Annotated in this window: 10 protein-coding genes; 5 read left to right on the top strand and 5 right to left on the bottom strand. The window is 67.4% G+C overall.

Going from position 1 to position 11,693, the window contains the following annotated elements; genetic code table 11:
- Positions 1-365 precede the first annotated feature (365 nt).
- Positions 366-1,538, top strand: coding sequence for a glycosyltransferase (locus tag M0638_RS20690; protein WP_248668904.1), 1,173 nt, complete (start codon positions 366-368; stop codon positions 1,536-1,538).
- Between the two features lie 121 nt (positions 1,539-1,659).
- Positions 1,660-2,436 carry a hypothetical protein gene (locus tag M0638_RS20685; RefSeq protein ID WP_248668903.1) on the top strand — a complete coding sequence of 259 codons (777 nt, stop codon included), beginning with the start codon at positions 1,660-1,662 and terminating at the stop codon, positions 2,434-2,436.
- Positions 2,437-2,488: 52 nt separating this feature from the next.
- Here the strand turns inward: M0638_RS20685 and rsmD are convergent, their stop codons facing one another.
- The 4 genes from rsmD to M0638_RS20665 all read right to left on the bottom strand — a co-directional run bounded on the left by rsmD (position 2,489) and on the right by M0638_RS20665 (position 5,729).
- Positions 2,489-3,043, bottom strand: coding sequence for a 16S rRNA (guanine(966)-N(2))-methyltransferase RsmD (gene rsmD / locus M0638_RS20680; protein ID WP_248668902.1), 555 nt, complete (start codon positions 3,041-3,043; stop codon positions 2,489-2,491).
- 103 nt (positions 3,044-3,146) lie between these two features.
- Positions 3,147-3,950, bottom strand: a complete 804-nt coding sequence (locus M0638_RS20675) for a pseudouridine synthase (RefSeq protein ID WP_248668907.1) — start codon at positions 3,948-3,950, stop codon at positions 3,147-3,149.
- A gap of 275 nt (positions 3,951-4,225) precedes the next feature.
- The gene (locus tag M0638_RS20670) at positions 4,226-4,972 is read right to left on the bottom strand and encodes a gamma-glutamyl-gamma-aminobutyrate hydrolase family protein (RefSeq protein WP_248668906.1); all 747 of its coding nucleotides are present in this window, start codon (positions 4,970-4,972) and stop codon (positions 4,226-4,228) included.
- Positions 4,973-5,132: 160 nt separating this feature from the next.
- Positions 5,133-5,729, bottom strand: coding sequence for a transposase (locus M0638_RS20665; protein ID WP_248668901.1), 597 nt, complete (start codon positions 5,727-5,729; stop codon positions 5,133-5,135).
- 59 nt (positions 5,730-5,788) lie between these two features.
- Here M0638_RS20665 and M0638_RS20660 point away from each other — a divergent pair, with 59 nt between their 5' ends.
- The gene (locus M0638_RS20660) at positions 5,789-6,706 is read left to right on the top strand and encodes a hypothetical protein (RefSeq protein ID WP_248668900.1); all 918 of its coding nucleotides are present in this window, start codon (positions 5,789-5,791) and stop codon (positions 6,704-6,706) included.
- Positions 6,703-9,009: a UvrD-helicase domain-containing protein gene (locus tag M0638_RS20655; protein ID WP_248668899.1), complete on the top strand. Its 2,307-nt coding sequence runs from the start codon at positions 6,703-6,705 to the stop codon at positions 9,007-9,009. The genes M0638_RS20660 and M0638_RS20655 overlap by 4 nt, the downstream gene beginning before the upstream one ends.
- 178 nt (positions 9,010-9,187) lie before the next feature.
- Here the strand turns inward: M0638_RS20655 and M0638_RS20650 are convergent, their stop codons facing one another.
- Positions 9,188-10,111 (bottom strand): NAD(P)/FAD-dependent oxidoreductase, encoded by a 924-nt coding sequence (locus M0638_RS20650; RefSeq protein ID WP_248668898.1) that lies wholly within the window; start codon positions 10,109-10,111, stop codon positions 9,188-9,190.
- Positions 10,112-10,313: 202 nt separating this feature from the next.
- Between M0638_RS20650 and M0638_RS20645 the strand changes: the two genes are divergently transcribed.
- Positions 10,314-11,690 (top strand): FAD-dependent oxidoreductase, encoded by a 1,377-nt coding sequence (locus tag M0638_RS20645; RefSeq protein ID WP_248668897.1) that lies wholly within the window; start codon positions 10,314-10,316, stop codon positions 11,688-11,690.
- Positions 11,691-11,693 lie beyond the last annotated feature (3 nt).

Genomic DNA, 11,693 nt, shown 5'->3' with positions numbered 1-11,693 from the left:
GGTGATCTTCCGCGCGAAGGCGCACGCGCCGGGGGCGGTGCCGATCGGCTTCGGCGAATGCCGCGCGGCGGTGGCGCCGGCGGTGGAATGGCCTGGGGCGTAGGGCTCGACGTCCGGCCCCTGGGGAAGGCTCTGCCTTCCCCAGACCCCATCCGCCAGGAGGGCGAGGCCCTCCTGGACCTCTGTTCGTTTGGACTCCGGATGTCGAAACGGTCCGGATGTCCTTCCCGGAAAGGGGGGTCCAAGGGGGGGGCGCCCCCCAATGGCCCTTGGGGCGGGAGAATATCCAAGGAGGGCAGCGCCCTCCTTGGCAAGGGGTCGCAGGGGCGAAGCCCCCGCACCGCGCCGCCGCCCGGCCCCCGCCGATGAGCCTCCTCCACCGCGCCTGGCGCCTCCTCCCGCGCGACGCCCGCCGCGCCGCCCTGTTCGGCGGCACCGCGCTGCTCGCCCCGCGGCCCGAACGGCCGATGCCGGACGGCGGCGGCAGCGTCACCGTCGCCGGCTTCCTGGGCGCCCCCACCGGTCTCGGCGCCGCCGCCCGCCGCCTGGCTCGTGCGCTGCGCGAGGCCGGCTACGACCCGCACGAGGCCGACCTCACCGCCGCGCTGAAGCAGGGCGCCCCGCGCGACCCGGCCCGGCCCCGCCCGGTGGTGCCGCCCGGCCCCGGCACGCTGCTGGTGCACGTGAACGGCCCGATGATGGGCTGGGCGATGCTGGCGCTCGGCCGTGCGGCCGTGGCCGGCAAGCGGGTGATCGGGGTGTGGAACTGGGAGTTGCCGGTGCTGCCCGCCGACTGGCGCCCGGGCTTCCGCTTCGCGCACGAGGTCTGGGTCAGCAGCCGCTTCACCGCCTCGGCGGTGCGGGAGATGGCGGGCGGGGTTCCGGTCCACGTCGTGCCCTGCCCGGTGCCGGCGCCGGACCCTTCGGCGCTGGGCCGGGCGGATTTCGGGCTGCCGGACGACGCCTTCGTCTCGCTCTGCCTGTTCGACGCCTCCTCCTCCATCGCGCGCAAGAACCCGCTGGCGGCGATCCGGGCGCATGCGCTGGCCTTCGGCGACCGGCCCGACCGCCTGCTGCTGCTCAAGACGCACGGCACCGGCTTCGCCGGCGCGCCCTGGGCCGAGGTGGCGGCGGCGGCCGCGGCGCGGCCCAACGTGCGGGTGCTGGACGCGGCGCTGGACCGGCGCGACCTCTGGGCGCTGATGGCCGCCTCGGACGCCGTGGTCTCGCTGCACCGGGCCGAGGGCTTCGGCTTCGCCGTGGCCGAGGCGATGCGGCTGGGGCGCCCGGTGGTGGCGACGGGCTGGTCGGGCAACACGGATTTCATGCGCGGCCCCGGCGCGCATGCGGTGCCCTACCGGCTCGTCCCGGCCGAGGACCCGCAGGACACCTACGCGATCCCCGGCGCTCGCTGGGCCGAGGCGGACGTGCCGGCGGCCGCCGCGATCCTGGCCCGGATCGCCGAGGACCCCGCGCTGCGCCGCCCGCCGCCGGTGGACTTCCCGGCCTTCGACTACGCCCCGCTGCTGGGGCGCTGACGCGGCGCGGCGGCGTCCGGCCGCGCCGGCCGATCCTGGGGCGATTGTCACGTTTCCGCCCGCTTCCGAGCAGGTGACATCGCCCAGTCTCGCGGCGACACCGCATCACGGGATAGCCGGCATGGGACGTTGCGCGCGAATCGGGGCCGGGCTGCTGGCGGGATGGCTGGTCCTGGCGGCGGATGCCCCGGTACGGGCGCAGCAGCCCTGCTGCCAGCAGCAGCCGGCCTATCAGGGGCAGCAGCCCTGGCAGGCGCCGACGCCCTACGGCCAGCCGGCGCCGGGCTACCAGGGCGGCGCGCCGGGCGCGGCGCCGAACCTCGCCGGCGCCTGGAGCGGCGCGCGGCCGGTCGGCGGCGGCGTGGCGCAGGGCACCGAGTACTACGGGCCCGACGGCAACCTGCTCGCCGTCGCGCGCCTGCCGAACGGCGTCTTCATCCGGCTCACCGCCCGCTACACCGTCAGCCCGGCGGGGCCGGGGGTGTGGCGGATCGACACCCGGCTCACCAGCGTCATGCCGCAGCGTATCTGCCATCGCGCGCCGGGCATGGCCGACAACTGCCAGCCCTTCCAGGTGCCGCCGGCCTCGTCCAGCCTCGTGCGCTTCGTCGCGCCCGACACGCTGGCGGTGCAGGACCTCGCCACCGGCACCACCGCCACGGAATCGCGCGATCCGAACCCGGTCATGCTGCAGCAGCAGGTGCCGCCGCTGCTGATCGTCAACGAGGCGCCGCCGGCACCCATGCAGGGCGGCATGCCGGGGCCGGCGCCCGTCGTGCCGTACCGGCCGATGGCGCGCGGCGCGCAGTGCGACGACCTGCAGCAGCGTCGCCTCTGCGCGATCAACAACGGCCACTTCATCCAGTCGAACGGCTGCATGGTCTGCGTGACCGACTGAGCGGCGGCATGCCGATCGGCGGGCGACCGGCCGCGCGGCCGGCGCGCGGGCGTCAGCACCGGCGCAGCACCAGGACCCGCGCGGCGCCGTGGGCGCGCTCGGCCAGGGGTTCGAAGCCCGGCAGCTCCGGCGTCTCGGCCGCCGCCACCTCGGCGCAGACCAACGCGCCGGGCGCGATCCAGCCGGCGCCGCCGAGCGCGTCCAGGGCGCGCGGCACCAGATCCTTGCCGTAGGGCGGATCGAGGAGGACCAGGCCGCAGGGCGCGGGGGCGCGGGGCGGGCGCGTCGCGTCGGCGGCGAGCACCGTGGCATTCGGGGACTCCCGGCAGGCCTCGATGTTGGCGCGCAGCGCGGCGAGGGCGGCGCGGTCGTTCTCGATGAAGGTGGCATGCGCGGCGCCGCGCGAGAGGGCCTCCAGACCCAGCGCGCCGGTGCCGGCGAAGGCGTCCAGCACGGTGGCGCCCTCGATCAGCCCGCGCCCGCCCCAGGGCGCGTGCCAGAGCATGTCGAACAGCGCCTGGCGTATGCGGTCGGCGGTCGGGCGGGTGGCGGCGCCGGCGGGGGCGGAGAGGCGGCGGGCGCGGTGGCGGCCGGCGATGATGCGCATGCGGCTAGGGCGTGCCCGCGAAGGGAGGCCGGCCCGTCGACAGTGGCGCGGGGGCGGTCGGGGCGTCGTTCCGGATCGAGCGGGCGGGCGGCGGGGGGCGCATCTAGCGCGGGGGGCGCGCCGCGGCGCGGCGGGCGGGCGGGGCACGCTTCGCGGCGGGGCGGGGCGGCGGGGCAGGGGTGGCGTCGCGGCCCGGGCGGGGCGGGGCGGGGTCGCCGAGCTGCTCGCGCAGGACCTTCGGGTTGACCTCCTCCACCGCGCCGCGCGGCAGGGCGCCGAGCTGGAAGGGGCCGTAGGCGGTGCGCAGCAGGCGCGTGACGTGCAGGCCGAGGTGCTGCATGACGCGGCGCACCTCGCGGTTCTTGCCCTCGCGCAGGGCCACGGTGAGCCAGGCGTTGGAGCCCTGGCGGGAGTCGAGGCCGGCCTCGATGGGGCCGTAGGCGACGCCTTCGACGACGATGCCGCGCGAGAGACCGGCGAGGACGCCCTCGTCCACCGCGCCGTGGACGCGGACGCGGTAGCGGCGTAGCCAGCCATTGGCGGGCAGCTCCAGCCGGCGGGCCAGGGCGCCGTCATTGGTGAGCAGCAGCAGGCCCTCGGAGTTGAGGTCGAGGCGGCCGACGGAGACGAGGCGCGGCAGGCCGGGGGGGAGGCTGTCGAAGACGGTGGGGCGGCCCTCGGGGTCGCGGTGGGTCGTCACGAGGCCGGCGGGCTTGTGGTAGCGGAAGAGGCGCGTGCGCTCGGGGGCGGAGACGGGCTTGCGGTCCACGGCGACGAGGTCGCCGGGCTTCACGAAGGTAGCGGGGGTATCGACCACGTGGTTGTTCAGGCGCACGCGGCGGGCGGCGATCATCGCCTCGGCGTCGCGGCGGCTGGCGATGCCGGCGCGGGCGAGCCACTTGGCGATGCGCTCGCCGCGGGGTTCGGGCGCGGTTTCCGGGAGTTCCGGGGCGGCCGGCCCGGTGGCGTCGTCGGCGGTGGCGTCGTCGGCGCTGGCCGCGTCGGCGGTGGTGTCGTCGGCGGTGGCGTCGTCAGCGGTGGCCGCGACGGCGTGGGCCCCGGCGGCGTGGCCGGAGGCGGTGGCCGCCTCGGTGCCGGCGGCATCGGCGCGAGCGGACGCGACGTCGCGGGACCCGGCGGTGCCGGCGGGCGGGGCGGCGGGCTCGTCGTCGGCGGGGGCGGTCATCGGCGGGCGGCCCGCTCGGCGCAGGCGGCGACGAAGGCGTCGAAGATCAGCGTGTCGGCGGGGTCCACGGCGTATTCGGGGTGCCACTGCACGCCGAGGGCGAAGCGGTAGGCGGGGTGCTCGACGCCTTCCACCACGCCGTCCGGCGCGGTGGCGTTGACCAGGGCGCCCTCGCCGGGGCGGTCCACGGCCTGGTGGTGGGCGGAGTTCACCGCCATGCGGGGGCGGCCGACGATGCGGGCGAGGAGGGTGCCCTCGGCGACGGCGATCTCGTGGCCGGGCTCGGTGCGGGGGTTGGGCTGCTCGTGCGGCAGGGCGCCGGGGACGGCATCGGGGATGTGCTGGTGCAGGGTGCCGCCGAAGGCGACGGCGAGGAGCTGCTGGCCGCCGCAGATGCCGAGCACGGGCATGTCCCGCCGCAGGGCCTCGCGCGTCGCGGCCAGCTCGAATTCGGTGCGGCCGGGCTTGAGGGCGACGGTGGGGTGGAGGGGGCCGCCGCCGTAGAGGGCGGGGTCCACGTCGAAGGCGCCGCCGGTGACGACGAGGCCGTCCAGCCGGTCGAGGTAGTCGTTGGCGAGGTCCGGCGCGTGGGGCAGGGCGACGGGGAGGCCGCCGGCGGCGGCGATGGCGTCGAAGTAGTTCTGCCGCAGCGCGTACCAGGGGAGCTTGGAGTAGCCGCCGGGCTGCTCCGCATCGAGGGTGACGCCGATCACGGGGCGGGATGCGGGGCGGGGCTGGCTCATGGCCGGGTGGTAGCGGTTGCGCGGGGCGGCGGGCAAGCGGTGTGGCCAGAGGGGCAGCCAGCGGGGTGGCCAGCGGGGCGGCCAGCGGGGTGGCCAGCGGGGTGGGGCGCGGTGCGCCCGGGGCTGGCGTGGGGGCCGGGGCGGGGCATCGGCGCGGGGTTCAGACGGGGTGGAAGCGGCGGGGGAGGCGGGCGCGGCCGCCGGCGGCACGCAGCAGGGCGCGGGCGGCGTGGAAGAGTGCGGGGTCGGGGCGAGCCTCGGGGTGGGCGGCGGCGCGGCGCATGAGGGAGTCGGCGAGGGTGGTGGCGGTTCCGGACAAATCCGGATCGGGCACCCAGTGGGGCGGGCCGGGCAGGACGGACAGGAAGCCGAGGCGGCGGGCGAGGGCGATCAGGTGCAGGCCGACCGAGCGGAGGCGGGTGGCGCGCCGGGCGGCGGCGACGATGTCGTGCGCGATCTCGCGGAGCGCGGGCGGGCAGTGGCGGGAGGCGAGGGCGGTAAGGAGGCGCTGGAAGAGGCCGGATGCCGCGAGGCGCCGGGCGTGGCGGGAGGCGGTGTCCGGGCGGCCATAGGCGGCGGGTAGGGCGTGCCAGGGGCAGGCGGCGGTGGCGGTGAAGAAGAGGGCGTCGAGGTGGCGGCGGGTGTCGGTGGGGCGGCCGGCGGGGGAGCGGGTGGGGGCGTGGAGGTGGGGGGCGAGGGCGGCGTATTGGGAGTCGGTGAGGGGTTGCCAGCGGCGGGGTGGGGTGAGGTGGGGCATGGCGCGTCCTTACCTTTAAGGTAGGATCAAGAACATATCAGGAACTGACTTGAATTGCAATGATAAACATACTTAGATTGGGTAACCATAGATGCGGCAGGTCAGCTTTGAAAGAACCACTTTCTTTCCCTTCATATACGCGCCCTACACAGGGAACGATATTCTGTGGCGGGATTGCTGAAGATTACGATAAATGCAAAACCTATGGTTTGATTATTACCGCTCGATGTGATGTGATGAACGAGAAAACGCAGATATATAATTATCTTCCCGTCGTGCCCCTGGATGAATGGATAAATCGAGATGGAACTCTGATTTTGACCGAGCGGCTATATGGTGAAATTTCGAATAGAATGCGCAATGTACTCAGGACGGCTGATTTTTCTACGTCGATTTTGGATAGCCAAGAGCCCGATATTATATTGAAAACACTTTTCCCGATCGTTGGTGACAAAAAGATCTTAGGGGCAAGGAAACAATTTGAGGGATTGTGCCAAAAATGGGAAAAAATAAGAGAAGCAGAAAACTTGAGAGCTCTAGATGCTCCATTTTTCCACTTGTCGGCAATAGAACCAACGCTTTCGGAAAGAGTAGTGAAAGAGCTTGCTCAACAAAAACTTTCAGGATATTACTTTCTAAAATCCATTGAGCTGGATGGAGATGACGCTGGTTATGTTGTTCTCTTGCGAGAAGTCCATCATATACGTCGTGAAATTATTAACACACTAATTCGGCATGGGATAAAATACTCAGATTTTGAGGAAATGTGCAGAACGCAGCCAATCCATAAAGGTCTATTAAACATACTGAGAGACGATGTTGCAATGGCTGTGTCAGTATTAGAGTCTCCTCATGTGGAACACATGATGCAAATTTTCTCAAATCTTTTTGGGAGAATAGGTATTCCTGATATTTCCCCTGAATACACACAAGAGCTATGCCAACGTCAACCCAGCTTTCGGAGGTTCTCAGCATGAAGTTTCTTGGTATTAGCCGTCAAGCGGTTGAGGAAATAATTTCCGACCGATTTCTCCAATCAATGGATTTTGAAGCGGGTGTCGCGTTTGCAGATTTTCTAATGGGCCGGCTACCAACTCCAAAAATCAATAGCAAATTAATTTTATATCAATTCGAGGACGGCTGTGTTATAGGCGTAGTGCCAAGCGGACCATCTCAATATATTGTCTTTGATGTCGAGGCCTCGGGTATTTTTGGTGGCCGCTATCGACCGGCCGAGGTTCTTTTGCATTTGCAAAAGACTTTGCGCTTCTGTGCAAAAATGTGGGCGAATCTTAAGCCCAGCTCTAATGAGCGATTCCTAACGACGTCCACTAAAGCCGTCGTTTTTCCATACCCAATTAGCCAGCGCACGTCCGTACGAGTATCATTGGAGTTGTCTCCAGACAGTAAAAGACTAGCAAAACGAGGCGATGAAGCGAGATTTGTTTTGGTTTATAGATGTGGGACTGATGACTCTGGCGGTCCACACGAAGACGTGCGAGTTACAAATTTTCGGAAGTTTCTGGAGATACTTCCGGCAATCAATCAGTCAAAAATAACTCCGACACCAGAAAAGCCAAAGATAACGTCGATTTCAGTTACGGCACTTGATGCGCCAGCGAACAAGCTTGAGCCATATCAGGGTTACGAAAGATGGCGTCACTTATTGACTACTCGCCAAAAGGAGTTTGTAGATTCAGAATTGGATGCGCCACACCGGATTGAAGGTCCTGCAGGAACTGGAAAGACACTTTGTTTGATACTTAAGTGCATCACCTCTTTAAAAAATTCCAAAAATATGAATCGTGAAGAGCGAGCCTTATTCGTTACCCATAGTGATGCAACTCGCCGTTCAGTTCAAAGCGTGTTTGAAACAAACGATGAAGACCACTTCGAGGACGGCGAAAAAAACCTCTCTCGCCAGAGCCTCAAAATAATAACGTTGCAGCAATTATGCGGAGAGCTTCTTCGGCAAGATATTTCAGAGAGTGAGTTCATTGATCGTGATGCTATGGAGTCTAAACAACTTCAATTGCTTTATGTTCACGAGGCATTCGTGGCTGCAATGAAAGAGGATTTTCCAACTCACCAGCGCTTCTTATCTCCTTCATTTGGGTATTTTTTGACGAATTCTGATCAATGGACTGCGGCGGAAATAATTGCTCATGAAATCAGTGTTATTATTAAGGGGCGATCTGAAGAGAAGCTCGATAGCTATCGGAAAATGCCGAGGCTTAAATATGGATTGCCCGTGGAGGAAGCTAATGATCGCAGCTTTGTGTGGCAAATATTCAAGCGCTATCAGAAACAACTACAACAATCGGCGCAATTCGACACTGATGATATCGTATTAACAACTATAGGACAACTCAACACTCCAATTTGGCGGCGTCGCAGACTGAGAGAAGGTTATGATAGCATTTTTATAGATGAAACTCACCTATTTAATTTAAATGAACTATCGTTGTTTCATCACCTTCCGAGACAGGAAGCCTCTTATCCAATTGCTTATTCAGTGGATCGAGCGCAGGCTATCGGAGATAGAGGCTGGACAGATGAATCATTCGACCATGCTCTCACATTATCTGATGATGCTCCGCCATTCAGTAAAACTGAAGTAATTAGTGTTTTTAGATGTTCGCCGGAAATTGTCGATCTTGCATTTTCAGTAACTGCCGCCGGCGCAACACTTTTTACGAACTTCAATGATCCGCTACGGCTTGCAAATAGCACTTTCACCATTGCTGAGGAACGAATGTGCGCTCGGCCCATCCAATGGCTATGCGACAATGACGAGGTGATTATTGAAGGATCTTTTGCTAGGGCTGAGAAAATTGCTCGTGAATTAAATGTGCCGCGCGGCAACATTGCGCTTGTTGCTTTTAGCGACGATCTATTTAAGGAAATGCAGTTGTTTGTTGCGGCGCGCAATAAGCCGGTTGAAATTTTAAAAGAGCGTGGTGATACCGAAGCAGTTAAGCGTGCGTTGATTGCTGGCCGTTATATACTTACGACGCCTGACTACGTTGGAGGGCTTGAATTTCATGCAGTTATGTTGCTGGGAGTAGACGAAGGGCGTGTTCCGCCAGCCTACACTAGTGAATCTTTGGATAGTCGAAATTTTTTGTCTTATGCATCGCATAATCGCTTATATGTAGCCATAACTCGTGCAAGGTATCGAGTCGAGGTACTTATCGAACGGCAGCGCGGCGCAAGCTTGCTGCTCAAAAACGCGATTTCAAATGGACTAATAGATGAGGCCATATTCTCAGGCGAGTAAATACCGCGCTATATACTTAAAGTCAAAAAATTCCCAGCTCATGATAAGCGCTAATCGTTGATGTTCTATTTGGGTTCCAAGGGCCCTGTGGCCCTTGGTGGGTGGTGCAGGAGGGCAACGCCCTCCTGCCGGGGTCCGGGGCGGCGCCCCGGGGCTTCAACGAACGAGATACCAAAAATCAGTCCACCAGGTCCGCTCGCAGCAGTGCCGCGTTCATCTCGAAGGCGGCCGTGACGCCCTGGGCCACGGCGACGGCGGCGAGTTGCAGGCCGCGGGAGGCGTCGCCGGCGACGAAGAGGCCGGGGATGTCGGTGGTCTCGTGGCGGCCGGCGGCGACGCAGCCCTGGTCGGTCATGGCGCAGCCCAGGCGTTCGGCGAAGTCGGCGCCCTGGCGCCATTCGACGGCGAGGAACAGGCCGGCGCGGGGCAGCGTGTCGCCGGTGGCGAAGCGGATGGCCCGGAGGCGGCCGGATTCGGATTCCAGGGTGGCGATGCGTTCCTCGCGCAGGGCGATGCCGTTGCGGGCGAGGCGGCCGCGTTCGGACTCGTCCAGGCCGGCGGGGCCGTCGGTGCAGAGGGCGAGGTCGGCGGTCCAGCCGCGTATCTCCAGCGCCATGCGGTAGCCTTCGCGGCCGCGGCCGTAGACGGCGAGGGGCTGGTCGGCGTGTTCCCAGCCGTCGCAGATCGGGCAGACCCAGGCGGTGGTGCCATAGATGGCGGCGAGGCCGGGGAGATCGGGGAGCACGTCGGTGACGCCGGTGGCGAGCAGGACGAGGCGGGCTCGGGCGGTGGCGCCGTCGGCGAGTCGGGCGGTGAAGCCGGTGGGTCCGGTGCGTTCGAGGGCGGTTACGGCGGTGTCGCGCAGCTCGATGCCGGGGTAGCGGCGCAGCTCGGCGCGGCCGAGGGCGCGCAACTCGGCGGGCGGGGTGCCGTCGCGGGTGAGGAAGCCGTGCATGGCGCGGGAGCGGTCGTTGCGGTGGTCGCCCGCGTCGCAGAGCAGCACGCGGCGCCGGCAGCGGCCGAGCACCAGCGCGGCGCTGAGTCCCGCCGGGCCGCCGCCGATCACCACCGCATCCCATTCCGCCGCCGCTTCCGCCGCCATGCGCCAACCTTGCCCGCCTCGGGGTGGGGGCGGCCGGGCTGCTGGGCGCCGGCCGCGTCGCGGTGCAAGCGCCCGGGCGGCTCGGGTGTTCCCCGGCGCGGTGCGGGATCGGGGCCTGATGCCGTTTTGAGCGGCGGGGTGCCGAACAACCGCCGCCGCGCCACGCTTTCCCTGCCGGGGCGGGACGGGACGAGGGAGAGGCATGGCCGAGATCAGGACGGAGACCGCGATCGTCGGCGCCGGGCAGGCGGGGGTGCCGCTGGCGCGGGCGCTGGCCGAGGCGGGGCGGCTGGTGGTGCTGGTGGAGCGGCGGCATCTCGGCGGCTCCTGCGTCAATTTCGGCTGCACGCCGAGCAAGGCAGTGATCGCCTCGGCGCGCCTTGCCGCCGCGGCGCGGCGGGCGGGGGCGATGGGGGTGGGCATTCCGTCGGTGGCGGTGGACTTCGCGGCGGTGATGGCGCGGGCGCGCCGCCTCGTGGCGGAGTCGCGCGGCTCGCTGGAGGAGAGCTTCCGGGGGCGGGACAATCCGCGCCTGCTCTGCGCCGAGGCCCGGCTGGAGGGGCGGCGGGACGGGCTGTTCCGGCTGCGCGCGGGCGGGGACGTGGTGCTGGCCGAGCGGGTGGTGCTCGACACCGGCACGCGCTCGGCGCGGCCGCCGCTGCCGGGGCTGAATTCGGTGCCGCTGGTCGATTCCGAGAGCTGGGTCGGGCTGGAGGCGCTGCCGGGGCACCTGGTGTTCCTCGGCGGGGGGACCATCGCGCTGGAGATGGCGCAGTGCTTCCGGCGGCTCGGCGCCGAGGTGACGGTGCTGGAGCAGGGAGAGCGGTTGGCGGAGCACGAGGATCCGGACGTGGCCGAGGCGCTGTGCGACGCGCTGGAGGCGGACGGGGTGGAGGTGCGGCTGGGCGTCGAGGCAGTGCGCGCCGTGCCGGAGGGCGAGGGGCTGCGCGTCCATCTGCGGGGCGGCGAGGTGGTGGAGGGGACGCACCTGTTCCTGGCCGCCGGGCGCGAGGCCAACAGCGACGGGCTGGGGCTGGAGACGCTGGGCGTGGTGCCCGGCAAGCGTGGCGTGGTCGCGGTGGACGGGGGCCTGTGCGCCGGCGTGCCGGGGCTGTACGCGGCGGGCGACCTGCGGGGCGGGGCGCAGTTCACGCACGCGGCCTATGACGATTTCCGCGTGCTGCGCGACCGGTTCCTGGGGGACGGGACCGCGACCACGGAACGTGTCGTTCCCTACGCGATCTTCACCGAGCCGGAGCTGGGCCGCGTCGGCCTGAGCGAGACGCAGGCGCGGGCGGCGGGGCGTGCGGTGCGGGTGGGCCGCTACCGGATGCGCGACAGCGGCAAGGCGCGCGAGATCGGCCGCACCGAGGGCTTCGTCAAGGTGGTGGCGGATGCGGGGACGGGCGAGATCCTGGGGGCCGCCGTGCTGTGCGCGGAGGGGGCGGAGGTGGTGCAGCTCTTCACGCAGGCGATGGTGGCGGGGGCGACGGCGCGGGAGATGCTGCGCGCCATCGCCATCCACCCGACCTTCGGCGAGGCGGCCAAGAACGCGGTGGCCGCGCTCGTCGACGGGTGACGC

Source organism: Roseomonas acroporae (assembly GCF_023223525.1).
In the GTDB taxonomy this organism is placed as follows: domain Bacteria; phylum Pseudomonadota; class Alphaproteobacteria; order Acetobacterales; family Acetobacteraceae; genus Roseomonas_E; species Roseomonas_E acroporae.
This window is presented reverse-complemented; position numbering and strand designations above follow the sequence as displayed.